Source organism: Arthrobacter sp. 05T423, from assembly GCF_056396245.1.
This window is the reverse complement of the sequence record NZ_JBFTLC010000007.1, coordinates 141,568-168,516: the sequence shown is the minus strand read 5'-3', so window position 1 is coordinate 168,516 and position 26,949 is coordinate 141,568. Positions and strand designations below refer to the sequence as shown.

Annotated in this window: 25 protein-coding genes and 1 pseudogene; 12 read left to right on the top strand and 14 right to left on the bottom strand. The window is 65.0% G+C overall.

The window, feature by feature from the left end:
* Together AC1DFE_RS08440 and AC1DFE_RS08435 are read left to right on the top strand one after the other, a co-directional pair.
* A pseudogene (locus AC1DFE_RS08440) lies at positions 1–185 on the top strand (amino acid permease); the annotation flags it as partial.
* Positions 186–358: 173 nt separating this feature from the next.
* The gene (locus AC1DFE_RS08435) at positions 359–2,002 is read left to right on the top strand and encodes a thiamine pyrophosphate-dependent enzyme (protein WP_476905450.1); all 1,644 of its coding nucleotides are present in this window, start codon (positions 359–361) and stop codon (positions 2,000–2,002) included.
* A gap of 77 nt (positions 2,003–2,079) precedes the next feature.
* Here AC1DFE_RS08435 and AC1DFE_RS08430 read toward each other — a convergent pair whose 3' ends face one another.
* Both AC1DFE_RS08430 and AC1DFE_RS08425 read right to left on the bottom strand, forming a co-directional pair.
* On the bottom strand, positions 2,080–2,862 hold the full coding sequence (locus tag AC1DFE_RS08430; RefSeq protein WP_476905443.1) for a glycoside hydrolase family 16 protein: 783 nt from the start codon (positions 2,860–2,862) through the stop codon (positions 2,080–2,082).
* Positions 2,863–3,033: 171 nt separating this feature from the next.
* Positions 3,034–3,417, bottom strand: a complete 384-nt coding sequence (locus tag AC1DFE_RS08425) for a VOC family protein (RefSeq protein WP_476905442.1) — start codon at positions 3,415–3,417, stop codon at positions 3,034–3,036.
* A 98-nt stretch (positions 3,418–3,515) separates the two neighbouring features.
* Between AC1DFE_RS08425 and AC1DFE_RS08420 the strand changes: the two genes are divergently transcribed.
* Positions 3,516–3,926, top strand: a complete 411-nt coding sequence (locus AC1DFE_RS08420) for a DUF3054 domain-containing protein (protein ID WP_476905441.1) — start codon at positions 3,516–3,518, stop codon at positions 3,924–3,926.
* Between the two features lie 113 nt (positions 3,927–4,039).
* Complete coding sequence (locus AC1DFE_RS08415; protein ID WP_476905440.1) at positions 4,040–4,321, top strand: Lrp/AsnC family transcriptional regulator; 282 nt, start codon at positions 4,040–4,042, stop codon at positions 4,319–4,321.
* A gap of 84 nt (positions 4,322–4,405) precedes the next feature.
* On the opposite strand, the gene trpD is transcribed toward AC1DFE_RS08415, so the two are convergent.
* Positions 4,406–5,467 (bottom strand): anthranilate phosphoribosyltransferase, encoded by a 1,062-nt coding sequence (trpD, locus tag AC1DFE_RS08410; RefSeq protein ID WP_476905439.1) that lies wholly within the window; start codon positions 5,465–5,467, stop codon positions 4,406–4,408.
* A gap of 148 nt (positions 5,468–5,615) precedes the next feature.
* Here trpD and ctaE point away from each other — a divergent pair, with 148 nt between their 5' ends.
* The 4 genes from ctaE to qcrB all read left to right on the top strand — a co-directional run bounded on the left by ctaE (position 5,616) and on the right by qcrB (position 9,951).
* On the top strand, positions 5,616–6,254 hold the full coding sequence (gene ctaE, locus AC1DFE_RS08405) for an aa3-type cytochrome oxidase subunit III (RefSeq protein ID WP_476905438.1): 639 nt from the start codon (positions 5,616–5,618) through the stop codon (positions 6,252–6,254).
* A gap of 88 nt (positions 6,255–6,342) precedes the next feature.
* Positions 6,343–7,131 (top strand): cytochrome bc1 complex diheme cytochrome c subunit, encoded by a 789-nt coding sequence (qcrC, locus tag AC1DFE_RS08400; RefSeq protein WP_476905437.1) that lies wholly within the window; start codon positions 6,343–6,345, stop codon positions 7,129–7,131.
* A gap of 101 nt (positions 7,132–7,232) precedes the next feature.
* Positions 7,233–8,303, top strand: coding sequence for a cytochrome bc1 complex Rieske iron-sulfur subunit (gene qcrA / locus AC1DFE_RS08395; RefSeq protein ID WP_476905436.1), 1,071 nt, complete (start codon positions 7,233–7,235; stop codon positions 8,301–8,303).
* Positions 8,281–9,951: a cytochrome bc1 complex cytochrome b subunit gene (gene qcrB / locus AC1DFE_RS08390; RefSeq protein WP_476905435.1), complete on the top strand. Its 1,671-nt coding sequence runs from the start codon at positions 8,281–8,283 to the stop codon at positions 9,949–9,951. Before qcrA ends, qcrB begins: the two co-directional genes overlap by 23 nt.
* A 170-nt stretch (positions 9,952–10,121) precedes the next feature.
* Here qcrB and AC1DFE_RS08385 read toward each other — a convergent pair whose 3' ends face one another.
* Positions 10,122–10,913 (bottom strand): GntR family transcriptional regulator, encoded by a 792-nt coding sequence (locus tag AC1DFE_RS08385; RefSeq protein WP_003800861.1) that lies wholly within the window; start codon positions 10,911–10,913, stop codon positions 10,122–10,124.
* A gap of 183 nt (positions 10,914–11,096) precedes the next feature.
* On the opposite strand from AC1DFE_RS08385, the gene AC1DFE_RS08380 reads away from it, so the two are divergent.
* Positions 11,097–11,390, top strand: coding sequence for an HPr family phosphocarrier protein (locus tag AC1DFE_RS08380; protein ID WP_476905434.1), 294 nt, complete (start codon positions 11,097–11,099; stop codon positions 11,388–11,390).
* Positions 11,391–11,470: 80 nt separating this feature from the next.
* On the opposite strand, the gene AC1DFE_RS08375 is transcribed toward AC1DFE_RS08380, so the two are convergent.
* The 5 genes from AC1DFE_RS08375 to AC1DFE_RS08355 all read right to left on the bottom strand — a co-directional run bounded on the left by AC1DFE_RS08375 (position 11,471) and on the right by AC1DFE_RS08355 (position 16,641).
* On the bottom strand, positions 11,471–11,872 hold the full coding sequence (locus tag AC1DFE_RS08375) for a cytochrome c oxidase subunit 4 (protein WP_476905433.1): 402 nt from the start codon (positions 11,870–11,872) through the stop codon (positions 11,471–11,473).
* Positions 11,869–13,590, bottom strand: a complete 1,722-nt coding sequence (gene ctaD, locus AC1DFE_RS08370) for an aa3-type cytochrome oxidase subunit I (protein WP_476905432.1) — start codon at positions 13,588–13,590, stop codon at positions 11,869–11,871. Before ctaD ends, AC1DFE_RS08375 begins: the two co-directional genes overlap by 4 nt.
* A gap of 10 nt (positions 13,591–13,600) precedes the next feature.
* Positions 13,601–14,473 (bottom strand): aa3-type cytochrome oxidase subunit II, encoded by an 873-nt coding sequence (ctaC, locus tag AC1DFE_RS08365; protein WP_476905431.1) that lies wholly within the window; start codon positions 14,471–14,473, stop codon positions 13,601–13,603.
* Between the two features lie 185 nt (positions 14,474–14,658).
* On the bottom strand, positions 14,659–15,048 hold the full coding sequence (locus AC1DFE_RS08360; protein WP_476905430.1) for a HesB/IscA family protein: 390 nt from the start codon (positions 15,046–15,048) through the stop codon (positions 14,659–14,661).
* A 162-nt stretch (positions 15,049–15,210) separates the two neighbouring features.
* Positions 15,211–16,641 (bottom strand): M20/M25/M40 family metallo-hydrolase, encoded by a 1,431-nt coding sequence (locus AC1DFE_RS08355; protein WP_476905429.1) that lies wholly within the window; start codon positions 16,639–16,641, stop codon positions 15,211–15,213.
* Positions 16,642–16,772: 131 nt separating this feature from the next.
* Between AC1DFE_RS08355 and AC1DFE_RS08350 the strand changes: the two genes are divergently transcribed.
* Complete coding sequence (locus tag AC1DFE_RS08350; RefSeq protein ID WP_476905428.1) at positions 16,773–17,363, top strand: DUF3043 domain-containing protein; 591 nt, start codon at positions 16,773–16,775, stop codon at positions 17,361–17,363.
* A gap of 117 nt (positions 17,364–17,480) precedes the next feature.
* Here the strand turns inward: AC1DFE_RS08350 and AC1DFE_RS08345 are convergent, their stop codons facing one another.
* A complete protein-coding gene (locus AC1DFE_RS08345) occupies positions 17,481–18,557 on the bottom strand; it encodes a quinone-dependent dihydroorotate dehydrogenase (protein ID WP_476905427.1) in 1,077 nt (358 codons plus the stop codon).
* Between the two features lie 89 nt (positions 18,558–18,646).
* On the opposite strand from AC1DFE_RS08345, the gene AC1DFE_RS08340 reads away from it, so the two are divergent.
* Positions 18,647–19,618 carry an alpha/beta hydrolase gene (locus AC1DFE_RS08340; protein ID WP_476905426.1) on the top strand — a complete coding sequence of 324 codons (972 nt, stop codon included), beginning with the start codon at positions 18,647–18,649 and terminating at the stop codon, positions 19,616–19,618.
* 48 nt (positions 19,619–19,666) lie between these two features.
* On the opposite strand, the gene AC1DFE_RS08335 is transcribed toward AC1DFE_RS08340, so the two are convergent.
* The 3 genes from AC1DFE_RS08335 to leuA are packed head-to-tail and all read right to left on the bottom strand — an operon-like array spanning position 19,667 to position 23,053.
* On the bottom strand, positions 19,667–20,488 hold the full coding sequence (locus AC1DFE_RS08335; RefSeq protein WP_476905425.1) for an isoprenyl transferase: 822 nt from the start codon (positions 20,486–20,488) through the stop codon (positions 19,667–19,669).
* A gap of 2 nt (positions 20,489–20,490) precedes the next feature.
* Positions 20,491–21,255 (bottom strand): DNA repair protein RecO, encoded by a 765-nt coding sequence (recO, locus tag AC1DFE_RS08330; RefSeq protein WP_476905424.1) that lies wholly within the window; start codon positions 21,253–21,255, stop codon positions 20,491–20,493.
* A 58-nt stretch (positions 21,256–21,313) separates the two neighbouring features.
* Positions 21,314–23,053: a 2-isopropylmalate synthase gene (leuA, locus tag AC1DFE_RS08325; protein ID WP_476905423.1), complete on the bottom strand. Its 1,740-nt coding sequence runs from the start codon at positions 23,051–23,053 to the stop codon at positions 21,314–21,316.
* 248 nt (positions 23,054–23,301) lie between these two features.
* Here leuA and AC1DFE_RS08320 point away from each other — a divergent pair, with 248 nt between their 5' ends.
* Positions 23,302–25,254: a M13 family metallopeptidase gene (locus tag AC1DFE_RS08320; protein WP_476905422.1), complete on the top strand. Its 1,953-nt coding sequence runs from the start codon at positions 23,302–23,304 to the stop codon at positions 25,252–25,254.
* A 90-nt stretch (positions 25,255–25,344) separates the two neighbouring features.
* Here AC1DFE_RS08320 and AC1DFE_RS08315 read toward each other — a convergent pair whose 3' ends face one another.
* A complete protein-coding gene (locus AC1DFE_RS08315; RefSeq protein WP_476905421.1) occupies positions 25,345–26,916 on the bottom strand; it encodes an LCP family protein in 1,572 nt (523 codons plus the stop codon).
* Positions 26,917–26,949: the final 33 nt, after the last annotated feature.

Below are 26,949 nucleotides of genomic sequence, written 5' to 3'. Positions count from 1 at the left end.
TCATCGGCGTGCTCGTCATGGTCTTCATCGACTCACCACTGACACTGTTGGTCACCCTCATCGCCATCGCCCTCATGGTGGCCGGCTGGTACGCCTGCCGCAAACGCATCCACGAGATCGCCGAAGCCCGCGAAGGCTTCACCGGCATGACCCCCGTCATCGCCAACCCGACGCCACTCAGATAACAGTCCGCATCCTCACAAACACCCGCCCATCCAATAACCAAAGAAAGCACATGACAACAGAGTCTCAGTCCACCTTGACCGCAACCGATGTCCCCTCTGATCTGGGGCAGTTCAACGACCAAAAGCTCCAGCAGACTGGCTCCGGGAACAGCACCGCACCGTCGCACACCGGCATGAAATCCGCAGGGCATGTAATTGTTGACTCCCTCGCTGCCCATGGCGTGAAACGCACCTACGTGGTTCCCGGTGAAAGCTTCCTCGACGTACTCGACGGCCTGCACAACAACTCGGAGATGGAAACCATCGTGTGCCGGCACGAGGGCGGGGCAGCGTACATGGCAGAGGCCGACGGAAAAATGAACCAACTGCCCGGAGTGGCGATGGTTACCCGGGGACCGGGCGCAGCCAACGCGCACGTGGGACTGCACACCGCCTGGCAGGACTCGACGCCGATGCTCCTCTTCGTGGGCCTGATTCCGTTCGCGCACCGGGACCGCGAGGCCTTCCAGGAGTTCGACATCAAAGCCTGGTTCGATACCGGCGCCAAGCGCGTCATGGTCCTTGACCACGCGGACCGGGCATCCGAGATCGTGGCGGAGGCAATGTTTGCGGCTATGAGCGGCCGGCCAGGGCCCGTGGTGGTGGGCCTGCCTGAGGACATCCTTCGGCAGTTGGTCGATCCGACACTCCACCCGGCAATCCCGGTGGCAGCCGGTGGCATGAGCAGCAGCGATGCCGAAGCCCTGAGTGCTGCGCTGGCCTCGTCCAGCAAACCTCTTTTTGTGACGGGCGGCAACGACTGGACCCAGTCGGCTGCTGACCAACTCACCGCTTGGCTGGAGCGGCACCAGATTCCAGCAGCAGCGGAATGGCGCACCCAAGGAACCGTTTCCTTTGACTCCCCGTCCTATGTGGGGCCCATCGGGTACGGTCGCCCCCGCCCCACCTTCGACCTGCTCGAGGAAACCGACCTTCTGGTATTTGTGGGCACCGTCCCGGGGGATGTGATTACGGACGGATTCGTCTGCCGGCAGGACTGGGGCAAGAAAAACTTTCTGGTCACCGTCGACCCTTCGCTCCGCGGCCGTTCCGGTCCTGTCTCGCGGCAGATCCTGGCGAAACCGGAGGCCTTTGTCCGCGACCTGGCCGGCATCGACCTGCCAGTGAAGGATGAGTGGAAGGCGTGGACAAGCCGGATGAGGGCCGAGCAGGAGGCTTTTGCCGCGCTCCCCTCTTGCACTCCCGCCGCGGGTCCGGCCAGGATGGACACCTTGATGGCAAACCTGGTCCCCGCACTGCCGGAGGACGCGCTGGTGACGTTCGGAGCGGGCGAGCACACCAACTGGGCCCACCGGTACTTCCCCACCCGCCGCTACGCATCTATGCTCAGTGCCAGGAACGGTTCCATGGGCTACTCCATCCCGTCGGCCGTCGCGGCGTCACTCGCGGAACCACGGCGGCGCGTGGTCACCATCGCTGGTGACGGGGAATTCCTCATGAACGGCCAGGAACTTGCCACCGCCGCCCAGTACGGCGCCACGCCGCTGGTTATTGTGATGGACAACCAGGAGTACGGCACCATCCGCACCCACCAGGAGCGGCACTATCCCGAACGCGTGTCCGGTACCCAGCTGAAGAATCCCAATTTCGGCATGATGGCCACGGCCTTTGGCGGTTTCGGCATTACTGTCACCAAGGACAGCGACGTTCCGGCCGCCTTGGACGCGGCACTTGCCGCCATTGATGACGACCGCGTCTTCGCCCTTATCCATATCGTGGTGGAACAGCGGGTCAAGGCATACCACGCCACTCCCTGACAGAAAAACGACCGGACAGACAACGGACGACGGCGGGACCTCCCGCCGTCGTCCCCCGGAGAGCTTTCCGGTCCGTGCTACCGGTAAACGCGCACCCAGTCGACGATCAACTGTGTTTGCCTGGTGATGGTTCCGTCCGGGAACCAGTCGAGCTGGAGCGTCTGATGCATTCCCACGGCCGGCAGGTGGGCGGGGTTCGTATCGGTGTACCACGGGACCCCGTCGATGTAGCCGGTGATTCCGGTCCGGGTCCACTCGACGGCGTAGTTGTGCCACTGGGTAAGGTCGATGGCCTTGGCCGCCCTGCTCTGATAGTTGGACTTGGTGCAGGCGTAGTGCAGGCTGAACTTGATCACATTGGGATTGGCCAGCGCCTCCGCGTAGTCAACCTCGGCGCAGTTCGGTGAACTGTTGTTGTTGGGCCACAGCAGCGCCACCGGATGGTATTCCAAATCCCGCACGGTGGTCCTCATCCTGGTTTCCCAGCGGCCGTACTTCTGCTGGGCGAACTTCGCGGACATCCCGCCGGTGGTGCCATGGGCGTCGCCGGTGATGAACGCCGCCCCGCTGGCAACCTTCAACGCCTTCGGGCTGCGGATCCCCTTGCCGGCATGGCCCACGCTGTCGTATGCCTTCCATTTGGCCGGGTTGGGCGCCCCCACATAGTTGAACTCGTCGCCGGCCACCACGGGGCCCCATTTGCGCAGGATGGCGGCCTGGACGCCATCTCTCGGTACGACGGCCACGGCGGCCGCGGCGTTAATTTCCCCGACGGAGAAATCGCCATTCAGATTCACTGCCACCACATTGAATGTGACGGCAGCGATGACAGCCGTTGCCAGCTTTCGCCTCCACAGCATGACCTCACCTCGGTTTGCAGCATTCGCAGCGCCCCGCCTACGCGACCTGTTCAGTCCCCCGCCCTTAGGGTACTGACGAACCTTGGGAAAACCTTGGGGTCGGGGGGTGGGGCAGATGCCCGGGTAACTACCGGCCGTCGTTAGCCCGCTGGAGTCCGGCGATGTCCAGCATCAGGCGGGCGCACCGCCGTCGAACGCATGGCTCACCAGTCCGACAGTGTTCCCTTCGCTGTCCCTGATGAACGCCATCCACTCGTCAGTCCCTGCCGGCCCGAGCCGTGCATCATCGTGATGGAAGATCACATGCGGCGCGCCCACCACCTCAACTCCCCTGGACTCCAGCTCAGCCACGCGCTGCTGCACGTCGGGGACGCTGAGGTAAATCATCGACGACGGCGCACCCCGCTCCAGAAGGAGCCGGACGCCGTCGAGATCGAAAAACAGCAGTCCCGGCGGGTCGAAGACCGCCGCCGGGGCAGAGCCCAGCAGTGCGGTGTAGAACTCCGCCGCCCGGTCAAGATCCTCGGCATGCTGCGCGATCTGGGTGAGCTTCATCCGGCCTCCTTGGCGCGGTGCTGATTGTTGCTGCCTGTCATGCTCACCGGATATTCCGGGCGGGGCAAGAGCCGCCAAAAACGGATAGGCTCGGAGGCATGCCTTCCACAACAGACCGTTCCGGAACACGGGCGGTTCCGGCCCTCACAGCAGCCGCAGCAGCGGCGGATTTCGTCCTCATCCTGACCTTCGCCGCCATTGGCCGCGACGCCCATGCGCGCGGCGAATCAGTGACAGGGGTCCTGGCTACTGCCTGGCCGTTCCTGGCCGGCGCGGCCGAGGCCTGGCTGCTTTTTCGTCTTTGGCGGCGGCCCTTGGCGCTGTGGCCGGCAGGGGTGGCTGTGTGGCTGGGCACCGTGGCCATCGGAATGGCGCTGCGGGCGCTCACGGGACAGACCGTGGTCCTGCCGTTTGTCATCGTGGCCCTGCTGAGCCTGGCGGGGTTCCTGCTGGGCTACCGCCTGATTGTCGCCGTCGTTCTCCGCCTGCGGGCACGCCGCCGGGCCTGACTCCCGCGGTCCTTCGCTAGCCGCTGTGCGGCTCGGCGGGTGGCCGCCATGGACGGCATTGCCCATGTATTAGGCTGGCAGCACAGCGCTCAACAGATCCGGAAGGGTTCACAGTGATCACCGCATTCGTCCTGATCAAGACAGACGCCTCGCGCATCCCCGAAACGGCCGAGGAGATATCCGCCATTGAGGGGATCAGCGAGGTTTACTCAGTGACGGGGGAATGGGACCTGATCGCCGTTGTGCGCGTGGCCCAGCACGAAGATCTCGCGGACGTCATCGCCGACAAGCTGTCCAAGGTGCCCGCCGTCGTGCACACCACCACGCACATTGCCTTCCGTGCCTACTCCCAGCACGACCTCGATGCCGCCTTCGCGCTGGGGTTCGAGGAATAGCAGATCGCTCTTACGGCAGAGGGGCCGGGCACCTGCAGGTGCCCGGCCCCTCTGTGCTCGGCGAGTCCCCCTGTTCTCGACGCCTCAGGCAGCCTGCGTGAGGCTGACCCATTTCTCCAAGACGGCGGCGGCTGCGCCTGAGCCAATCGACTCAGCAGCCCGGTCCATCGCGCGCCGCATCCGGTCAGTAAGGGGGCCCTTGGCCTCCAGGTCGTAGGCCACCAGGCCTGCCGCCGCGTTCAGCAGGACGGCGTCCCGGACCGGTCCGGCCTCCCCGGCCAGGACATTGCGGACGACGCCGGCGTTCTCCTGGGCGTTTCCGCCTCGCAGCTGCTCGACAGTCGCCGCAGGAATCCCCAGTTCCCGGGGTGAAAACATCTGTTCCGTCACTTCCCCGCCGCGGATCTCCCACACCGTCGACGGCCCGGTGGTGGTCAGTTCGTCCAGGCCGTCACTTCCCCGGAACACCAGGCCGCGGCTGCCGCGCCGCGCCAGCACGCCGGCCACCAGCGGCGCCATGCGGGCGTTCGCCACGCCGACCGCGGATGCCTGGACCCGAGCCGGGTTGGTGAGGGGGCCCAGAAAGTTGAAGGCGGTGGGAATCGCGAGCTCACGCCGGGGCACCGCGGTGTGGCGGAACGACGGGTGGAAAACCTGGGCAAAGCAGAACGTGATGCCGGCCTCCTCCGCGTTGCGGGCGACGTCAGCGATGGGGAGGTCGAGCCGTACGCCCAGCGCTTCCAGGACGTCCGCGGATCCGGACGACGATGACGCCGCCCTGTTGCCGTGCTTAACGACCTTCGCACCTGCCCCGGCACAAACCAGTGCGGCCATGGTGGAGATGTTGACAGTGTTGAGTTGGTCACCGCCGGTGCCCACGATGTCCAGTTTTTCACCGGAGATGGAGATCGGGTTGGCATGGGACACCATCGCGTCAACGAGGCCGGCAATTTCCTCCACAGTCTCGCCCTTGGCCCGCAGCGCCACCAGGAAACCGGCGATCTGTACGGGCGTGGCAGCCCCGGACATGATGGTGTCCATGGCCCAAGCCGTACTGTCCGCGCTCAGGTGTTCACCGTTCAACAGTGCCGAGATGAGGCGCGGCCAGGTGTTCCCTGCCGCCGGTGCCGATACCTGTGAAGTCACCTCCTGATGCTATCGAGGTGCCTGTCGCAAAGACCAATATGAACACCGCCGGGAACTTTTCAGCGCGATTTCGCGTCTTTGTAGAAAAAGTCTCCGCAAAAGGCGGTTTGCGTTGGGCAAGCCGAAGTTTTACAGACATAATGTCTATGTGACATCTGCGACCCATGCCCCCAGTACCCCCGCGCACCCCACGCTGAACCGCCCGAATATGGTCTCCGTCGGGACCGTCGTCTGGCTCTCCAGCGAGTTGATGTTCTTCGCCGGTCTCTTCGCCATGTACTTCACACTCCGGTCCACTTCCGGCCAGTTGTGGGCGGAAGAGACGGCAAAGCTCAACTTCCCCTTTGCGCTCGTTAACACCATCGTCCTCGTGGCAAGTTCCTTCACTTGCCAGATGGGCGTTTTCGCCGCCGAAAGGCTCCAGCCGCGACGCAGCGGCGGGCCCCTCCAGTTCACCCGCTGGGGCATGAACGAATGGTTCACCCTGACCTTCCTCATGGGCGCCTTCTTCGTTGCCGGCCAGACCACCGAATACGCCATGCTGGTTTCGGAGCACGTGTCGCTGTCCTCCAACGCCTACGGCTCTGCCTTCTACATGACCACCGGTTTCCACGGCATGCACGTCATCGGCGGCCTGGTCGCGTTCCTGCTCATCATGGGCCGCTCCTTCGCCGCCAAGAAGTTCGGTCACTTCGAGGCGACCTCGGCAATTGTCACCTCTTACTACTGGCACTTCGTGGACGTCGTGTGGATCGGCCTCTTCCTGGTCATCTACGTCCTCAAGTAGTCCGGACTTTTCCCCCTCTTCTCCAAGAGAACGAATTTCAAGAAGCGGCTCACGGAGCCGACGCACGATCGAATAAAGGAACCACCACGTGAAGGCACTCTCGCAGAAGCGACGTCACCCACTGGCAGCAATAGCCCTGCTGTTGATGGGCCTCATCCTCACTGGTGGGCTGTACGCCGTTGCCACCACCGTCAACGAGGCCAAAGCCAGCACTGCAGAGTTCACCGCGAGCGATACCCAGGAAGGCCAGAAGCTCTTCGAAGCCAACTGCGCCACCTGCCACGGCATGGGTGCCAGCGGATCGCAGGCGGGACCCTCACTGGTTGGCGTCGGCGCCGCCGCTGTTGACTTCCAGGTTGGCACCGGCCGTATGCCCATGCAGATGAACGGCCCGCAGGCCTACAAGAAGCCGGCCCAGTTCAACGACACGCAGACCCACCAGCTGGCTGCCTACGTTTCCTCGCTGGGCGCAGGTCCTGCTATCCCCGCCGACGAATACCTCGACGAGAAGGGCGACGCCGCCAAGGGTGGCGAGCTGTTCCGCACCAACTGCGCCATGTGCCACAACGCTGCGGCGGCCGGCGGTGCGCTGACCCGCGGAAAGTTCGCCCCGGCGCTGGCCGACGTCACCGGCAAGCACATCTACGAAGCCATGGCCACCGGTCCGCAGAACATGCCGGTGTTCAACGACTCGAACATCACCCCCGAGGGCAAGCGCGACATCGTCACCTTCCTGAAGCAGATTGAAGCCAACGGCTCCCCGGGCGGCGCTGACCTGGGTGCCCTGGGCCCCGTTTCCGAAGGCCTGTTCGTGTGGATCGCCGGCCTGGGCGTCATCATCGCCTTCACGATCTGGCTGACGTCCCGTACGTCCTAGCCAATCCGGCACAAGTAAGAATGTCCTGCTGATCACTCGGCAGGTTTGGAACTGAACATTAACTCGGCGAAGGCCGAGACGAGAGAAGGATGAGGCGAATCATGGGCAACCATAGTGACGGCAGTCCGAACCACTCGGGCACCGTAGCTACGGCTGGTCAGCATGAGGTGGAGAAATTCCAGGATCCTGGAATTCCCCCGCACCGCTTGCGCCTGGCTGACACGGACCCGAAGGCCGCCAAACGGGCAGAACGGCAGGTTGCCGCACTGTTCGCAATCTCAGTCGTTGGAACCATAATCTTCCTGGTGGCGTACTTCGCCATCGACCTGGGAGACGACTCCAGCGTAGCCACGATCCGGCTGCAGAATGCACTGCTCGGCATCGGAACAGCGTTTGCCATGCTCGGCATTGGCACCGGCATCGTGCACTGGGCCAAGGCCCTCATGCCGGACCACGAAGTCTCCGAGGAACGCCACGCAATCCGCACCGAGGATGACCGCCAGGCCGCCGTCCGCATCGTTGACGACATCGTGGAGGAGACGGGCATCAAGCGCCGTCCCCTCATCCGGAACACCCTGCTTGGCGCAGTGGCCCTCGCGCCGCTGCCCGCCCTGGCAGTCTTCGGCGACCTCGGTCCCCGTCCCGACGACAAGCTGGCGCACACCATGTGGGCCCCGCTGGACGGAAAGCTCAAGCGCCTGACCCGCGACCCCGATGGCACCCCCATCAAGGCCTCGGACGTCACCATCGGTTCCGCCTTCCACGTCATCCCGGAAGGCCTCAACGAACTGCAGGAAGGCAAGCTCAACGCAAAGGCCAAGGCCGTCGTTCTGCTTATGCGCCTCGACCCGGCCTCGCTGAACCCCTCCGCGGGACGCGAGAACTGGGGCTACAACGGCATCGTGGCCTACTCCAAGATCTGCACCCACGTCGGTTGCCCTGTTGCCCTCTACGAGCAGCAGACGCACCACCTGCTGTGCCCGTGCCACCAGTCAACCTTCGACCTGACCCAGGAATGCAAGGTTATCTTCGGCCCGGCCAGCCGCCCGCTCCCCCAGCTGCCCATCGCAGTTGACGACGAGGGCTATCTGGTCGCTACCAGCGACTTCAAAGAACCTGTAGGACCAAGTTACTGGGAGCGTGATGAGCATGAGCGCAGCATCAAGAGCTGAAGCCCCCGCCTACGTAGCCAACACCAAAGTCGGACGCATTACTGACTTCGTCGACGAGCGCGTCGGCGGATCCGGGATCCTCCGCGAATTCGGCCGCAAGGTATTCCCGGACCACTGGTCCTTCATGTTCGGCGAGGTGGCGCTGTACTCCTTCGTCATCCTGCTCATGACCGGCACGTTCCTGACGTTCTTCTTCGATCCGTCCATGGCGGAGACGCACTACGCCGGCTCCTACACGCCGCTGAAGAACGTGGAAATGTCCGTCGCTTACAGCTCGTCGCTGGACATCTCCTTCGACGTCCGCGGCGGCCTGTTCATGCGCCAGGTCCACCACTGGGCTGCCCTGCTGTTCGTGGCCTCCGTGGCGGTGCATATGCTCCGTGTGTTCTTCACCGGCGCCTTCCGCAAGCCCCGTGAAATGAACTGGGTGGTGGGCGGTGTCCTGCTGATCCTGTCGATGGCTGCCGGCTTCACCGGTTACTCCCTCCCTGACGACCTGCTCTCCGGTAACGGCCTGCGCATCATCGACGGCGTCATCAAGTCGATCCCCGTGATCGGCACCTACATTTCCTTCTTCCTGTTCGGTGGAGAGTTCCCCGGCACGGTCATCATCAGCCGCCTCTACACGCTGCACATCCTGCTCGTGCCGGCGCTGATCCTTCTCATGATCGTCATCCACCTCTTCATGGTGGTTGTCCACAAGCACACGCAGTACCCCGGCCCGGGCCGCAACGACCGCAACGTCGTCGGCTACCCCCTGGGTCCGGTCTACGCTGCGAAGGCCGGCGGCTTCTTCTTCATCGTGTTCGGTGTCATCGCGCTCATGGCCGGGTTCTTCACCATCAACCCGATCTGGAACTACGGACCGTACGACCCCTCCCCCGTGTCCGCAGGCACCCAACCTGACTGGTACATCGGCTTTGTCGACGGTGCCCTGCGCCTGATGCCCGGTGTGGTCAGCGGCTTCCACTTCGAATACATCATCTTTGGCCACGTCCTCACGCTGAATGTCCTGCTTCCGGCACTTGTTCCGGCTGGCATCATCTTTACCGTGCTGTTCACCTACCCGTGGATCGAGCGCTGGATCACCAAGGACAACCGGGAGCACCACGTTCTGGACCGTCCCCGGAACGCTCCCACGCGTACCGCGATCGGTGTAGCCGGCTTCACCTGGTACAGCGTCATGTGGGCAGCCGCCGGTTCGGACCTCATCGCCACGCACTTCCACGTGGCATTGAATGACGTCACTTACTGGCTGCGTGCACTGTTCTTCGTAGGCCCGTTCATCGCTTTCGCTGTCACCAAGCGCGTGGCCCTGGCCCTGCAGCGTAAGGACCGTGAAATCGCCCTGCACGGCCGCGAGACTGGACGCATCGTCCGCCTCCCGCACGGCGAGTTCATTGAGGTGCACGCCCCGCTGGACGAGTACAAGCGCTACAAGCTGGTTGGCTTCGAGTCGCTCGCACCCCTGCCCGCGGAGCCGAACGAGCACGGTGTGGTGACCCGCAAGGAAAACCGCCGCGCCAAGCTGTCCCGCTGGTTCTTCGAGGACAGGGTCGCTCCGGCAACGCCTGCCGAGCTTGAAGCCGGCCACGGCCACCACGAGGCAGTCGAAGCCGGCGAGGGACAGAAGACCCTCAGCCACTAAGAGCCAGGCCACTTAGAAGCCAGGCCCCTGGGCAACGCTTCACCGCTGGCAACACACAGAATAGGCCCGGTCCACCAGGACCGGGCCTATTCTGTGTCCGGCTTCTCCATCCGGATTGTGCATCCCTAAAGCAAACGCAGTGTCCGTGAAGAAGGCAGCAGCCGCTCCGGCTACTGCTGCCGGTAACCGGACGCGTAGTTGCGGGTGGGCCGGACGCCGGGCCGCTGCAGCGGCACCCAGAGCTTGTAGCGGTCGGCCCGGTAATAGGAGACGGAGTAGTCCACCATGGCCCGGGCGACGAACGCGTGCCGTTGGATCTTCAGCAGCGGCGCGCCGATCTCGACGTTGAGGAGCCGCGCGGTGGAGGGCGACGCCGCCGTGGCCTCAATCATGTCCTCGCCCCATTCCATGACCAGGCCGAACTGTTCGCTCAGGACGTTGTAGAGCGAGGTGGGCGGCTCGCCGTCGAGAAGCCCCGGCACCCGGTGGGCGGGGATGAAGTTCTCATCCACGCTCATTGGCTCATTGTCGGCCAACAGAAGCCGCCGGAAGCGCACCAGGGGCGTTCCTTCCTCCAGCTGGAGTTCGCGGGCCAGGAAGGCGCTGGCGGCGATCTGCTCAAAGCTCAGCACCTTCGCAGCCGGCACCATACCGCGGCGCTGCATCTCCTCGCTGTAGGAGGTCAGCTTGACCTGCAGGTCCAGCTTCGGTTTCCGGACAAAGGTGCCCAGGCCCACCACCCGTTCGATGACCTCCTCCCCCACGAGGGCGTCGATGGCCTGGCGGACAGTCATGCGCGCCAGTCCGAAGCGCTCAGCCAGGTCCCGCTCGGAAGGCAACGCCGAGCCTGGCGGGCAGGACGTTGCAATGTAGGTCCTGAGGATCTCGCGGAGCTGGACGTAGATTGGGGTCCCGCTGGTCCTGTCGATTTCACCGGCGATGCCGGCCACGTTAGCCGCCACAGCGGGCGCCCCTGTATTGCATGTTCACAGATTAAGGGTAAGCCAATCCGCCAACAGGTCTAGACCAGGTCCGCCCCCGTCAGAGAGGCGGCGGAGGGGCCGATATTCTTAGAGACGAACAAAATGAAAGACGACGGCGGCTTCCCCCCAATGTGCCATCCCGTCCAAGACAAAGGAGTCCAGTTGCCCGTTCGTAAGGCAATCGTTTCTGCGGCCATCGGCCTGCACGCCCGCCCGGCAGCGGTGTTCGTACGGGCCGTGACGGACACAGGGTTACCGGTGACCATCCGCAAGGACGGCATTGACGCCGTCGACGCCCGCTCATTGCTTGAGGTCATGACGGCCGACTTCAACTGCGGCTGCGAAGTGGAACTGGCCGTGAAGGAATCAGCCCTGCCTGCCGGCCGAAGCCTTGGGGAGGCCGAGGCGGCTCTGTCCGGTCTCGTTGACCTGCTGGCGTCGCAGAAAGCCAACTAGGGCTGGCTTAAATACAAAGAGAACGACGGCGGGCCCCACCAAAAGGTGGGGCCCGCCGTCGTTCTCCTGGAACTGAACTGCTAGTGTGCGTGGTCTCCGCGGCTGTACTCGTAGACCCAGCCCACGAGGGCCACTACCGCCATACCACCGGCGATGAAGACGATCCAGAAGCCGACGGCTAGGCCGAGGAACCCTGCTGCGCAGGAGAGGCCCAGAACCAACGGCCACCAGCTCCAGGGGCTGAAGTGGCCCTGCTCGCCGGCGCCTTCGTGGATTTCGGCATCCGCACGGTCCTCGGGGCGCATGCCCACGCGCTTCCCGGTGAAGCCGAGGTAGGCACCGATCATGCCCGCCAGGCCGCCCACCAGGAGGATGCCCAGGGTTCCGACCCACTCGGACCAGTGGGTAAGGAAGCCATAGATGATGGAAACCGGAACGAAGAAGAAGACTCCCGCTCCAAAAATCCAGGACTCGATTCTCATTGCGCAGCGTCCTTCTGATCGGCGTTGCCGAGCACTGATGCTGCAGGTGCCGGCGACTCAATGGTGTGTGACTGGGAGAGCTCAGGGTGGTGCAGGTCCAGTGCCGGACGCTCCGAACGGATGCGCGGCAGGGAGGTGAAGTTATGCCGCGGCGGCGGGCAGGACGTGGCCCATTCCAGGGAAGCTCCGAAGCCCCAGGGATCGTCCACCTGAACCCTTTCCGAGCTGCGTGCGGTGATGTACACGTTCCAGAAGAACGGGATCAGGGACGCACCCAGGACGAATGAGGAAATCGTGGAGAACTGGTTCATCCAGGTGAAGCCATCCTCCGGCAGGTAGTCGGCGTAGCGGCGCGGCATGCCCTCAACGCCGAGCCAGTGCTGGATCAGGAAGGTGCCGTGGAAGCCCAGGAACAGGAGCCAGAAGTGGATCTTGCCGAGGCGCTCGTTGAGCATCTTGCCCGTCCACTTCGGCCACCAGAAGTAGAAGCCCGCGAACATGGCGAACACCACGGTGCCGAACACCACGTAGTGGAAGTGCGCCACCACGAAGTAGGAGTCGGAGACGTGGAAGTCCAGCGGTGGGGAGGCCAGGATGATGCCGGTCAGGCCGCCGAAGAGGAACGTGATGAGGAAGCCGATGCTCCACAGCATGGGAGTTTCAAAGGTGATGGAACCACGCCACATGGTGCCGATCCAGTTGAAGAACTTCACACCGGTCGGAACCGCGATCAGCATCGTCATGAAGGAGAAGAACGGCAGCAGCACGGAGCCGGTGACGTACATGTGGTGCGCCCAGACGGTCACCGAGAGGGCCGCGATGGCGATGGTCGCGTAGACCAGGCCCTTGTAGCCGAAAATCGGCTTGCGGCTGAAGACCGGGAAGATCTCGGACACGATGCCAAAGAACGGCAGTGCGATGATGTACACCTCGGGGTGGCCGAAGAACCAGAAAAGGTGCTGCCACAGAACGGCGCCGCCGTTCTCCGGGTCGAAGATGTGGGCACCGAAGCGGCGGTCCGCGCCGAGCGCGAAGAGGGCTGCGGCCAGCGGCGGGAATGCCATCAGGACCAGGATGGCAGTAACCAGGGTGTTCCAGGTGAAGATCGGCATGCGCCACATGGTCATGCCGGGAGCACGCATGCAGATGATGGTGGTGATGAAGTTGACCGCGCCCAGGATGGTGCCGAAGCCGGACAGTGCCAGGCCGAAGACCCACAGGTCACCGCCGACGCCGGGGCTGAAGGTGGTGTTGGAGAGCGGTGCGTAGGCGAACCAGCCGAACGATGCAGCACCCTGAGGGGTGATGAAACCGGAAACGGCGATGGTGGAGCCGAACAGGAAGAACCAGAAGGCCAGCGCGTTCAGCCGGGGGAACGCGACGTCCGGTGCGCCGATCTGCAGGGGCATGATCACGTTGGCAAAGCCGGCGAACAGCGGGGTGGCGAACATGAGCAGCATGACCGTGCCGTGCATGGTGAACAGCTGGTTGTACTGTTCCTTGGTCTGCAGGATCTGCATGCCAGGTTCGAAGAGCTCGGCGCGGATGAGCAGGGCCATCACGCCGCCGAAGCAGAAGAACACGAAGGACGCGATCAGGTACATGTACCCGATGGTCTTGTGGTCGGTGGAGGTGATCCAGTTGACGACGATGCGCCCCTTGGATTTGGGGACTACGGGAGCCTCAAGGATCCCGGGGGTCTGCGTGTAAGTAGCCACTTCGCTTCCCTTACTTCTTCTCGTTCAGGTTCGGGTTGCGGTCGTACTCAGAGCCAAGCAGGCCCGTGTTGCCGTCCTGGCGAAGCTGGTTCATGTGAGCCTGGAACTCGGACTCGGAAACAACCTTGACGCGGAACAGCATCTCGGAGTGGTACTCACCGCAGAGCTCGGCGCACTTGCCGTCGTAGGTGCCCTCTTTGGTGGGGGTCAAGCGGATGTAGTTGGTCTTGCCCGGGATCATGTCCCGCTTCTGCAGGAACGCGGGAACCCAGAAGGAGTGGATCACGTCGCGGGAGTTCAGTTCCAGGTCAACGGACTTGTTGACAGGCAGGTACAGCGTGGGGAGCTTCTCCTTGTCGATCGCTTCACCCGTCAGGTGCGCCTGAACGCCGGCCTCGTGGAGGTCCTCGGTGACGACGTCGCCCTTTTTGTAGTTGAAGTCCCAAGCCCACTGCTTGCCGCGGACGTCGACTACGACGTCGGCCGGCTGAGAGCGGTCATCGATCGCCTGCTGGTCACGGTCGGTGAAGTAGAAGAACACCAGGACCATGAAGAGCGGGATCGTCAGGTAAAAGACCTCAAGGGGCAGGTTGAAGCTGGTCTGCCGCGGGAAACCCACGGTGCCCTTGCGGCGGCGGTAGGCCACCAGGCACCAGACGATCAGGCCCCAAGTGATGATGCCCACCACGAGGGCGGCAATCCATGAGTTGACCCAGAGGTCCATGATGCGGTCAGTGTGATTGGTGGTGCCACGCTCGGTGGGCAGCCACCCCTTCTCTACCTCTGGCGAACATCCAGTCAAAACCAACGCGCCGGCAGATGCCAAGCCAGTGATCATAGTGATCGTTTTGCGTCGGCTGCCGGTTCGGTTCTGCGAACTCACAGACGGCCCTTCCTACTTGTTGCTGTTGCCAGGGCGGCGAAAAGCTTCCCGGGCACACTAAAAGTTTTACTACTCGGTGTAGAGCTTACCGCTCCCCGCAGGTTTTCGCCCACATGTCCCCACCGTGTGGCGGCGCCGGTTTTCACCGGCGCCGCCAAGAGGTTCACGAAGGGCCTACTGACCCTTTAGTGGAACGAATCACCGCAAGCGCATGAGCCGCCCGCATTCGGGTTGTCGATGGTGAAGCCCTGCTTGGAGATGGTGTCTTCAAAGTCGATACTGGCACCACTGAGGTACGGCACGCTCATCTTGTCGACGACCACCTCGACACCGTCGTAGTCGCGTACTGCGTCACCTTCGAGGAGGCGCTCGTCGAAGTACAGCTGGTAAATGAGGCCGGAGCAGCCACCGGGCTGCACGGCTACGCGGAGGCGAAGATCGGTGCGGCCTTCCTGCTCCAGGAGGCTGCGGACCTTGCCCGCTGCAACGTCAGTCAGCTGAACCTCGTGGCTCGCCAGTTCCTCACTGGCCGTGCCGGTGGATTCGGTGCTGTTTTCATTGGTCGTAGTGCTCATTGGCCTACCTTACTAACGACGGTTGTGGCTGCCCCGCTTGCACGGTGCCCGCCCCTACGGAAACGGTACGGGCTATAGCTACATGCTACGTCGATCCGGCGCGGAGCTCTAACTTCAGGCGTAACCCTCACGGGCCCTCAGTTGTTCCCCCCCCGGAGCCCGCTAGCGCAGGCCCTCCGCGTTCAGCCGCGCCAGCAGCAGGGCCTCGGCAACCACGGCCTTGCGGAAGTCGCCGAGATGCAGTGACTCGTTGGCGGAGTGGGCACGCGAATCCGGGTCCTCCACGCCCGTCACCAGGATCTGGACCTCGGGATACAGCTCGGTCAGATCGCTGATGAACGGAATGGAGCCGCCGATCCCCATCTCCACGGCCGGAACGCCCCAGGCCTCGCCGAGCGCCCACAAGGCGAACCCCGCAGCTGCGGAACCGGTGTCCGTCTGGAACGCGTTGCCGCTCTCCCCCGGGGTGAACGTCACCTTGGCGCCGAAGGGTGCGTGCGTTTCCACGTGCCGGCGCACGGCGTCCATGGCTTCCGCCGGGTCCTGGCCGGGGGCCAACCGCAGGCTGAACTTGGCCCGGGCGCGGGGCAGCAGGGTGTTGGATGCAACGCTGACGGCCGGTGCATCGAAGCCGATGATTGACAGGGCCGGCTTGGTCCACATGCGAGACGCGATGCTTCCCGTGCCGGCCAGCCTCACGCCGTCGAGCACTGACGAGTCCGCCCGGTACTCCTCCTCCGTCAGATCCACGCCAACTTCATCCCGGCTCACCAGTCCGGCAATCGCCACGCTGCCATCGTCGTCGTGCAGTGTGGCGATCAGGCGGGAGAGCAGGGTGGGCGCATCGAGCACCGGTCCGCCGAACATGCCCGAATGCACGGCATGATCGAGGACCTGCACCTCGATGGTTCCGTCAACCAGTCCGCGCAGGCTCGTGGTGAGCGCCGGCACGCCCACCTTCCAGTTGCTCGAGTCGGCCACCACAATGACGTCCGCCCGGAGCAGTTCGCGGTGGGTTTCAAGGAACCTCCTGAAGGTCGGAGAACCGGCCTCTTCCTCCCCTTCAAAGAACAGCGTGACGCCCAGTCCGAATTCATCGCCGAGCACCCGGGTCACAGCCCCATAGGCAGCGACGTGAGCCATGATCCCTGCCTTATCGTCGGCAGCGCCGCGCCCGTACAGGCGGCCGTCGCGTTCGACCGCGGTAAACGGCTCGGACTCCCACAACGCCGGATCCCCGGGCGGCTGGACGTCGTGATGGGCGTAAAGGAGGATGGTCGGCTTGCCTGGCGCCGCCTCGCGGCGGGCCACCACGGCGGGCCCGCCGGGCGTGCCGTCTTCCTTGTCACAGCGCAGGATCCGTACATCCCCGATGCCGGCTGCCCGGACCAGCGCGGCGACGGCCTCGGCGCTGGCGTCCAGCGGGGCGGGGTCAAAGCTGGGCCAGGCTATGCCGGGTATGGCCACCAGGTCCTTCAGCTGCGCAACTGTGGTGTCAAAGGCCGCGTCAACGGCGGCCCGCACGGTGTCGGCGTCGATGCCAGCGACGGAGTCGCCGTATTGTTGCGGGGTCGCTGCCGGGAATGTAGTCATGGCCAAACACTACCTGTGTCACAGGCCACAACAAACACTGCAGTCCTCGCACCCGCGCGTGCCGCAGCACGGCGCTCCGCGGGCTGCCGGGGCATGACCGGGGGCACATCCTGCCAAGGTATTCTGGTCTGGTGTTCGGACGTAAAAAGGAAGCGCCAGCGGCGCAGGATTTAGTTGACCAGCAGGCTGCCGAGGCGGCCGCGATAGCAGGCAAAGGCGCACCCACGCCCAAGCGCAAAGCACAGGAGGCTGCCCGCAAGCGCCCGCTCGTGCCGGAGGACCGCAAGGCCTCCAAAGAAGCGGAGCGTGCCGCCGCCCAGGAGCAGCGACTGAAGGCGCGCCAGGCACTGGACACCGGCGACGAAAGGTTCCTGCCTATCCGCGACAAGGGCCCGCAGAAGCGGTTTGCCCGTGACTACGTGGACGCCCGCTTCAGCCTCGGCGAGTACTTGATGTTCGGTGCTTTGGTGTTCGTCGTCGTCTCCCTCGTCGTTCCGGCCAGCAGCAACTCGATGGTCTACGTGCTGGGCGGTTTCTGGGTGATGTTCCTGGCAGTATTCGTGGACGTGTTCATCCTGTCCCGCAAGCTCCGCAGGCGGCTCGCCGATAAGTTTGGCGAGGTTGAGCGCGGCACCGTCTGGTACGGCTCCATGCGGTCGCTGCAGTTCCGGAAGCTCCGCCTGCCCAAGCCCCAGGTCCGCCGCGGGCAGTACCCCTCCTGATTCCCCGTTTTCCTCCTGAGGCACAGCCCCTCAGGCGGCGGTCCCGGACCTCAACACAGCAGCCCGGCGGGGGTTACCGCCGGGCTGCTGTGTTTAACGTCGGCGGGGTTCTGGCGTCTACCGCACGTTCTGGCGGTTCCTGGCCAGTTCCCGGTTGATCCGGGACGCCCAGAACGGCCCCTCGTACAGGAAGGCCGTGTAGCCCTGGACCAGGGTAGCGCCGGCGTCCAGCCGTTCCTGGACGTCGCGGCCGGACTCCACGCCGCCCACGGAAATCAGCGTCAGCCGGTCCTGGGTGACCGACTTCAGCCGGCGCAGCACCTCCAGCGAACGGCTCTTCAACGGAGCGCCGGACAAACCACCGGCACCGCACGCGTCCACCTTGTCCGCTGCAGAGCTGAGCCCGTCGCGGCCGATAGTGGTGTTCGTGGCGATGATGCCATCCAGGCCCAGATCCATCGCCAGGCGGGCGACGTCGTCAACATCCTCGTCGGTGAGGTCAGGAGCGATCTTGACCAGCAGCGGGACGTGCCTGCCCGCGGACTTGTCCGCCTCCTCCCCCACTGCCTTCAGCAGCGGCCGGAGCGTCTCCACGTTCTGCAGGAGCCGCAGCCCGGGCGTGTTCGGCGAGCTGACGTTCACCACAAGGTAGTCAGCCGCCGGCGCGAGGCTGCGGGCACTGATGAGGTAATCCTCCACGGCGTCCTCGAGCTCAACCACTTTGGTCTTGCCGATGTTGACGCCGATCACGGGCCTCAGCCTGGCGTGGCGGCGCTGCAGCGCGGCCCGGGCGGACTTGAGGCGCGGAGCCACGGCAGCGGCGCCGTCGTTGTTGAATCCCATCCGGTTAATCACCGCACGGTCCTCAATCAGCCGGAACAGCCGGGGCTGCTCGTTGCCGGGCTGCGCCTGGCCAGTAATGGTGCCCACCTCGACGTGGCCGAATCCAAGTTCGGTCAGCGCCTCAATCCCGTGACCCTCCTTGTCGAAACCGGCGGCCAGGCCAAACGGCGACGGAAAGGTCAGGCCGAGCGCGTTCGTCTGCAGCGACGCCGGCGGTGCCGTGAACCGCTCCAGCAGGCGTCCCGCCCCCACGGAATGGACCAGCCGGATCCCCTTGAAACCAATCTTGTGGGCGCGTTCGGCGTCCATCCATGAAAAGGCCAGCCTGAAAAAAGTGGGGTATACGCGCATGCCTCTAGTTTTCCGCCTTCGGCGGCGCAGACCAAACCGGGCTGACACAACCCCACCCCGGCGGCGACCGGAAAGCCTACGCTGGTGGCATGGAGTGGCAGAGCGACATCCTGGGGCCGGGGTTCGAATCCTGTGCCTTCGAGGCCGCGGGCGCGGACGGTATCCGCCGCCGGGCGACGCTGGTCCGTTTCACTCCCCCGGACGCCCCGGACGCACGTTCCGCGGCGCTGCGCAAGGCGGTGCTCTTCCTGCACGGCTGGAGCGACTACTTCTTCAACATCGAACTGGCGCGGTTCTGGGACGCCCAGGGCTTCGAGTTCTTTGCTCTGGACATGCACAACCACGGCCGCAGCCTCCAGCCGGACACCCCCGGCGGCTACGTCGCGGATCTCGAGCACTACGACGCCGAAATCGGCACCGCGGTGGGAATGATCGCCGAATCCGCCGGCGCAGACCCCCAGCGGCTCGCCCTCATGGGCCATTCGACGGGAGGCCTCGTGGCAGCACTCTGGGCCAGCCGCAATCCCGGCGCTTTTTCCCACCTGGTCCTGAACAGTCCCTGGCTGGAAATGCACCGCAGCGCGCTGGTCCGTCGCGCGGCCTGGACCATGGTGGAGCCGATCGCCCGGCTGCGGCCCGAGGCCGTGCTCAGGCTGCCGGAGCGCGGCTTCTACTGGCGGAGCATCAGCAGTTCGGCCGAGGGCGAGTGGACCCTGGACGATGCCTACCGGCCGCCCCTGGCCTTTCCGGTGCGCGCCGCCTGGCTCAGCGCCATCCTGGCCGGCCAGGCCAGGGTGGCGCGCGGCCTGGGCATCGGGGCGCCCGTTCTGGTCCTGCTGTCGGCGGCCAGTGAGAACGGCCTCGTGTGGAACGAGGAAATGCGACGGACCGACGCGGTGCTGGACGTCAACATCATTGCCGCCCGTGCCATGTCGCTGGGCAGGAGCGTCACCGTGGAGCGCATCGACGGAGCCCTCCACGACGTGTTCCTTTCCCGCGCCGACGTGCGGGCCGACGCCTACCGGCGGCTGGCCCGCTGGATCAGGGGCTACGCCGCCTAACTGGAGGGCCCGGTTGCTGGAGGGCCCGGTTGCTGGAGGGCCCGGTTGCTAGAGGGCCTGGGCGGCGTCCACCGCACCGCCGTACCGGCGGTCCCGTTTTGCATAGACCTCCACGGCATCCCAAAGGGTGCGGCGGTCGACGTCGGGCCACAGGGTGTCCATAAAAACGAACTCTGCGTATGCGGACTGCCACAGCATGAAGTTGGACAGGCGCTGTTCACCGGAACTGCGGAGGAAGAGGTCGACGTCGGGAAGGTCCGGCTCGTCGAGGTACTTTTGGATGGTTTTCTCGGTGATGGCGCCGGGTTTGAGCCGGCCGTCGGCAACGTCGCGGGCAATGGCGGACACTGCGTCTGCTATTTCCGCGCGGCCGCCGTAGTTGACGCACATGGTCAGGGTGCAGGTGCTGTTCCCGGCGGTGTACGCCTCGGCCTCCTCCAGTTCCCGGATGACCGAACCCCAGAGCCGCGGACGCCGGCCGGACCAGCGGATCCGCACGCCCCATTCGTCCAGCTGGTTGCGCTGCCTGCGCAGCACCTCCTTGTTGAATCCCATCAGGAAGCGCACTTCCTCGGGTGACCGCCGCCAGTTCTCCGTGGAGAAGGCGTACACGCTGACGTATTCGATGCCCATCTCAATGGCGCCGGCCACGACGTCCAGCAGTGCCGGCTCCCCCGCCTTGTGGCCCTCGATGCGCGGCAGGCCGCGCTGGTTGGCCCACCTGCCGTTGCCGTCCATCACGATGGCCACATGCCGGGGCACGAACTCGGCCGGAATCGACGGCGCTACCGCCCCCGACTGATGCGGGTACGGTGCCACCACCGGGGCGGTGCGGCGCCGGGCAGGACTCGTCTTCTTTCCCAAGGACACTGTTAGGTACGCTCCACATGTTTGAGGGATTTCAGGACACGCTCCAGGTGCCACTGCAGATAACTTGCCACCAGGCCCGCAGATTCCCTGCGGTGGACCGAAAGGGAAGCATCCGCCGTCGGCCAGTCCCCCGTGAGGAGCGCACCCAGCAGGGAGACCGTCTCCGGTGCCGGCGCCGAGGACCCCGGCGGGCGGCAGTCACCGCAGACCATGCCGCCGAGTGGGGCGGAGAAGGCTGTGTGCGGTCCGCGCGCGCCGCAGCGCGCGCAGTCGGTGAAGCTCGGCGCCCAGCCGCCTGTCGACAAGGCCCGCAGCAGGTAGGAATCCAGGATCAGCTCCGGCGCGTGGTCCCCGCGGCTCAGCGACGCCAGGGCGCCCACCAGCAGGTTGTACTGGGCGGTCCCGGCTTCACCGTCGACGTCGGTCAGCTTTTCGGCGGTCTCGGTCATGGCCGCAGCCGCCGTGTACCGCCCGTAGTCCGCGGCGATGTTGCCCCCGTACGCCCCTTTCGCGACGGCCTGCGTCACGATGTCGAGGGTCTTGCCGGACACGAGCTGCAGGTCTGCCACCATGAAGGGTTCAAGGCGGGCGCCGAACCGGCTGGTGGTCCGCCGGATTCCTTTCGCCACTGCCCTGACCTGGCCGTGATGCTTGGTCAGCAGGGTGATGATGCGGTCCGCCTCGCCCAGCTTGTGGGTGCGCAGCACCACGGCGTCGTCGCGGTAGCTGCGCGCTGCAAATGATTGGACCACGCTTAATCTTCCCATTGACTCCCGGATACAGGTGCGCCGTCGGCGTGAACCGGCGGCGCACCTGTCAGGAATCTCAGGCCTGGGCGTCCCGGATGGCCCGGTTCACAGCGGAGATGACCGCCTTCAGCGCCGAGGTGCTGGTGTTGGAATCGATGCCGACGCCCCACAGGACACGCTCTCCGACGGCGCATTCAACGTACGCCGCGGCGAGGGCGCTGCCGCCTTCGGACAGGGCGTGCTCGCTGTAGTCCAGGACCCGGACGTCTACACCGTCCTGACCGAGGATGTCCAGCAGCGCGGCGATGGGGCCATTGCCGGTTCCGGTGCGGCTGACGTGGGTGCCGTCCACGCCCAGGGAGGCGAGCAGGGTCATGGAGCCATCCTCGTCGGCCTCGGTTTTCACCGAGCCGAGTGAGTACCGGCCCCACTGGCTTTCCGCCTTGGCGGAAGGCAGGTACTCGTCCTGGAACAGCTGCCACAGCTGCGCACCGCTGACCTCCCCGCCCACGGTATCCGTGCGACGCTGGATGACGCCGGAGAATTCGATCTGCGCCCGGCGCGGCAGGTCCAGGCTGTGCTCGTTCTTCAGGAGGTAGGCCACCCCGCCCTTGCCGGACTGCGAGTTGACGCGGATCACGGCCTCGTAGCTGCGGCCGAGGTCCTTCGGGTCCACGGGCAGGTAGGGCACCTGCCAGGTGACGTCGCTAACATCCTTGCCAGCGGCCGCCGCGTCCTTCTCCAGGGCTTCGAGGCCCTTCTTAATGGCATCCTGGTGGGATCCGGAGAACGCGGTGAACACGAGGTCGCCGCCGTAGGGGGCTCGCTCTGCCACCGGCAGCTGGTTGCAGTACTCCACGGTGCGCCGGACGTCGTCGATGTCCGAGAAGTCGATCATCGGGTCGACGCCCTGCACGAACATGTTCAGGCCGAGGGTCACGAGGTCAACGTTGCCGGTCCGCTCCCCGTTGCCGAACAGGCAGCCCTCGATGCGGTCAGCGCCGGCCTGGTAGCCCAGCTCGGCTGCGGCCACGCCTGTGCCGCGATCGTTGTGCGGGTGCAGGGAGAGGATGATGCCTTCGCGCGGGTGCAGGTGGCGGCTCATCCACTCGATGGAGTCCGCATAGATGTTCGGGGTGGCCATTTCCACGGTGGCCGGCAGGTTGATGATCACCTGGCGGTCGGCGGAAGCCTCAAAGACGTCGGCGACGGCATTGCAGACGCGGAGGGCGTACTCCAACTCCGTGCCGGTGAAGGACTCGGGCGAGTACTCGTAGGTGATGTCGGTGTCAGCCAGCGTTTCTTCGTACTTCTTGCAGAGGCGGGCGCCCTGCAGGGCGATGTCCAGGATGCCGTCCTCGTCCTGGTTGAACACCACGCGGCGCTGCAGGACGGAGGTGGAGTTGTACAGGTGCACGATGGCCTGCTTGGCGCCCACCAGGGACTCGTAGGTGCGCTCGATGAGGTGTTCGCGGGCCTGGGTCAGCACCTGGATGGTGACGTCGTCCGGGATGTGGTTGCCCTCGATCAGCTGGCGGACGAAGTCGAAGTCGGTCTGCGACGCCGAAGGGAAGCCGACCTCGATTTCCTTGTAGCCCATTCGGACCAGCAGGTCGAACATCTTCATCTTGCGGGCCGGGCTCATGGGGTCGATCAGTGCCTGGTTGCCGTCCCGGAGGTCCACTGCGCACCAGCGCGGGGCCGTGGTGATGAGCTTGTCCGGCCAGGTGCGGTCCGGCAGATCGACCTTGATCTGGTCCTGGAAGGGGACGTAGCGGTGGATCGGCATTCCCGAGGGCTTCTGTGCGTTTCGCATTAATCTGGCCTTTTCTGTGATTCCTGAGTGAAAGGGTGGCCGGGCAACACAAACTCCGCGACGAGGGTGGGCCTTGCGCTAGATCGCGTCTGAGGCCTCGCCGCGGCAGCTAAGAAGAAGGAGCTCTGCACGCACGATTTCACAGTAACACGGGTGCGTAAGATGAAGGAGCAACACCTCCAGCTACGTCCACCATGCAGACGCTGCACCGGTGAAAGTGCCGGCCGCAGCTCATCGAAGGAGCTCCTGTGCCAATTTCGGGGATCGCCCTGTCAAACATCGACCGCAGCGTGAGGCCACAGGACGACCTCTACCAGCATGTGAACGGCGCCTGGCTGAAGGACACCACCATCCCTGACGACCGCCCGCTGGAAGGTACCTTCACCGCCCTGCGCGACGGCTCCGAACTGGCCGTCCGGGAAATCATCGAAGAAGCCGCCGCCAAGGGGTCCGGGGCCAGCGGCATTGAGCGGAAGATCGGCGACCTCTACAGCAGCTTCATGGATGAGGCAGCCGCAGAGGCCAAGGGTATGGACCCCATCCGCGGACGTCTGGCCGAGGTGTTCGCCACGGCCAGCATTTCGGAACTGCTGGCACTGGCAGGCCGGCTCTTCCGCGCCGATGTGTCGGGGCTTTTCTACATCTACCCGGCACCCGACGCCGGAAACCCCGACCGCGTGCTGCTGTACACGGGCCAGGGCGGCCTCGGCCTCCCCGACGAGTCCTACTACCGTGAGGAGAAGTTCGCCCCGGTGGTGCAGTCCTACCGGGACTACGTGGGCACCATGTTCGGCCTGGCCGGCGTGGCCGATCCCGAGGATGCCGCGGCCCGGGTGGTGGCACTGGAAACCGCCCTCGCCTCGCACCACTGGGACAACGTCACGCTCCGCAATCCGCAGAAGACCTACAACCTGAAGTCGGCAGACGAGGCAAGCGAACTGTTCCCGCTGCTGGACACCTGGTTTGACGCCGCGGACATCGCTGCCGAGAAGCGGCAGGAGATCGTGGTCAGCACCCCCGACTTCTTCGCCGGCGCCGCCGCGCTGCTGACCTCGGAGTCACTGCCCGTGTGGCAAGAATGGCTTGCCCTGCGGGTCATCAACTCCGCAGCACCCTACCTTTCGTCCGCCTTCGTGGACACGAACTTCACCTTCTACGGAACCACCATCAGCGGCACCCCGCGGAACAAGGACCGCTGGAAGCGTGGTGTCGCCGTCGTCGAGGCAGCACTTGGCGAGGCCGTCGGCCAGATCTATGTGGCCCGGCACTTCCCGGAGGGCCACAAGGCCCGCATGCAGACGCTCGTGGGCAACCTGATCGAGGCCTACCGGGACAGCATCAGCGGCCTGGAATGGATGGGCGAGGACACCAAAGCCGAGGCACTACGGAAACTCGGGGCGTTCCGCGCCAAGATCGGTTTCCCGGACGAGTGGATCGACTACTCGGCGGTGGTGATCGACCCCGCAGACCTGCTGGGGAACGTCGAACGCGCCCACAACGCCGACGTCGACCGCCACCTCGACGAGGTGGGCAAGCCGGTGGACCGCAACAAGTGGCTCATGACGCCGCAGACCGTCAACGCCTACTACCACCCGATGCTCAACGAGATCGTTTTCCCGGCGGCCATCCTGCAGCCGCCGTTCTTCACGGCCGACGCCGACGATGCGGTGAACTACGGCGGCATCGGGGCCGTGATAGGGCACGAGATCGGCCATGGTTTCGATGACCAGGGCTCGCAGTTCGACGGCAAGGGCGAACTGCGCAACTGGTGGACCGAGGACGACCGCAAGGCCTTCGAAGCGCTGACCGGACGCCTCGTGGACCAGTTCGACGCGCTGTCCCCGTACGCCGCGCCGGGCCACAACGTCAACGGCAAGCTCACCCTGGGCGAAAACATCGGCGACCTGGGCGGCCTGACCATCGCGCACAAGGCCTACCGCCTCAGCCTCGACGGCCAGGAACCTCCCCTGCTCGACGGGCTGACCGGTGAGCAGCGCTTCTTCGCGTCCTGGGCGGCCGGCTGGCGCCAGGTGATCCGCACCGAGGAAGCCATCCGGCGACTGGCCACGGACCCGCACTCCCCCAATGAGTTCCGCACGAACGCGATCGCCAAGAACCTGGACTCCTTCCATGCCGCGTTCAGCGTCACGGAGGAGGACGGCATGTGGATGCCGCCGGCGGAGCGCGTCAGCATCTGGTAAAAGCAGAAAAATGCCGGGCTGCCCCGTTAGGGGCGGCCCGGCATTTTTTGTGTGCTGCCTGTACCGCTTGCGAGCTGCTATCCGGTCAAGCTACTGGGTGACCAGCTCCGGATTAGCTTTCTGGCAGACGGTGTCGCTCGCGGTCTGGTTAACGATGTCCTTGGGTACGGTGGTCTTGCCGTACTTGGTCCCGGACGGGAAGTCCGTGCCCAGGTACAGCTGCACGCCAGCGACGCCCGACGACGGCGCCACCTGGGCGGCCGGAATGCCGAAAAGGGCCGCCACGTCGGCGGCGACGTCCGCGAACTCAGGCCCGTAGTAAACCATGGTCTTCGCCATGGTGTCGGCCTCCAGCTGCCCCACCTGGCTGAAGCCGCCGGCAACAACCGCGTCAGCGATTTCCTGGGTCCTGGTGCCCGTGCCGGTTCCGTTGGCCACGGTGATGGGCTGCAGCGCCTTGTCGTACGGCGCCGCCGTCGCCGTGGGCTTGGGCGTGGCGCTCGGCGTGGGGCTGGCCGAAGGCTTGGGCGTCGCTGACGGGGTGGCTTTCCCGTCCGGGTCCGTCAGGTCGACGTCCTTACGCAGTGCTGCGAACAGCTGACCGGCGGCCGGCGCGGCTTCGAGCCGGTTGGGATCGCTGGCGGCAGGAACTGTCGGCATCGCCACGAAGGCGACCTTGCCGACGTCGATCGTCTTGAGCCGGTTGGCGATGGTGATCATCGCCGGCACCGAGGCGAGCCCGTCATCGACTGTGAGGTTCTTGGTGATGACGTCGGCGATGTTCAGCAGCTTGGCCGGGTTGGAGAGGGTGCCGTCATCCTTGATCTTCCGGGTCAGCGAGGACAGGAAGCCCTGCTGCGCCTTGATGCGGCCGAGGTCGCCGCCGTCGCCGAACGCGTGGCGGGTGCGAAGGAAGGCAAGGGCCTGTTCGCCCTGCACCTGCGAGGTGCCCTTGGGCAGCCGCAGCCGCGAGTCGGGGTCGTAGACGGCATCGCTGATGCACACCGAGACGCCGCCCACGGCATTCGAGAGTTCCTTGACGGCGTTGAAGTCGGCCATCATGAAGTGGTCCACCTCCATGCCGGTCAGCTTGTTGACGGTGTCCACGGCGCAGCCGATGCCTGCCTCTTTCATGGCCTCGTTGATCATGATGCCGCTGCGGGCCGGGTACTGCTTGCCGGTCTTCTGGTCGGTGCATTTGGGGATGTCAACCAGCAGGTCGCGCGGAAAGCTGATGACGTTGACCCGCTTGTTGTCCTCCGAGATATCCATGAGCATCATGACGTCGGAGTTGCCGTAGCCGGTGGAATCCGCGGTGCTGCCGTAATTGGAGTTCTTGCCGTCGCGGGTGTCCGAGCCCAGAATCAGGATCTGCAGCCTGCCGGTGGCGTCGTCAGTGGTGTCGGTGCGGCTGCTTCCGGCGCCGAGTGCGGCCGTGGAGATGTTGGACTGCAGCCTGAAGTACCAGTAGCCGGCAAAGGCCAGTCCGCTGGCCAGGACCACAGCGACCACGGCGGTGGTCACCTTGAGCCATGCGGGCATGTGGCGGATATTCAGGTGCCGGGCATTGCCCAGCCGGGCGTCCTCGGCATGCCGGGCAGCTGGCTCGGACCGGGCAGGGGTGCCCGGTCCTTGGGCGCGGTTGTCGCGGCGTCGCACCACAGGGTGTACCTTCCTCGAAAAAATGGGATCCGG

Bases quoted from the DNA above. Each gene is read 5' to 3' on its own strand.
- AC1DFE_RS08435 (WP_476905450.1), top strand. From the start codon at position 359: ATGAAATCCGCAGGGCATGTAATTGTTGACTCCCTCGCTGCCCATGGC.
- AC1DFE_RS08430 (WP_476905443.1), bottom strand. From the start codon at position 2,862: ATGCTGTGGAGGCGAAAGCTGGCAACGGCTGTCATCGCTGCCGTCACA.
- AC1DFE_RS08425 (WP_476905442.1), bottom strand. From the start codon at position 3,417: ATGAAGCTCACCCAGATCGCGCAGCATGCCGAGGATCTTGACCGGGCG.
- AC1DFE_RS08420 (WP_476905441.1), top strand. From the start codon at position 3,516: ATGCCTTCCACAACAGACCGTTCCGGAACACGGGCGGTTCCGGCCCTC.
- qcrA (WP_476905436.1), top strand. From the start codon at position 7,233: ATGGGCAACCATAGTGACGGCAGTCCGAACCACTCGGGCACCGTAGCT.
- qcrB (WP_476905435.1), top strand. From the start codon at position 8,281: ATGAGCGCAGCATCAAGAGCTGAAGCCCCCGCCTACGTAGCCAACACC.
- AC1DFE_RS08375 (WP_476905433.1), bottom strand. From the start codon at position 11,872: ATGAGAATCGAGTCCTGGATTTTTGGAGCGGGAGTCTTCTTCTTCGTT.
- AC1DFE_RS08360 (WP_476905430.1), bottom strand. From the start codon at position 15,048: ATGAGCACTACGACCAATGAAAACAGCACCGAATCCACCGGCACGGCC.
- AC1DFE_RS08355 (WP_476905429.1), bottom strand. From the start codon at position 16,641: ATGACTACATTCCCGGCAGCGACCCCGCAACAATACGGCGACTCCGTC.
- AC1DFE_RS08345 (WP_476905427.1), bottom strand. From the start codon at position 18,557: ATGCGCGTATACCCCACTTTTTTCAGGCTGGCCTTTTCATGGATGGAC.
- AC1DFE_RS08340 (WP_476905426.1), top strand. From the start codon at position 18,647: ATGGAGTGGCAGAGCGACATCCTGGGGCCGGGGTTCGAATCCTGTGCC.
- recO (WP_476905424.1), bottom strand. From the start codon at position 21,255: ATGGGAAGATTAAGCGTGGTCCAATCATTTGCAGCGCGCAGCTACCGC.
- leuA (WP_476905423.1), bottom strand. From the start codon at position 23,053: ATGCGAAACGCACAGAAGCCCTCGGGAATGCCGATCCACCGCTACGTC.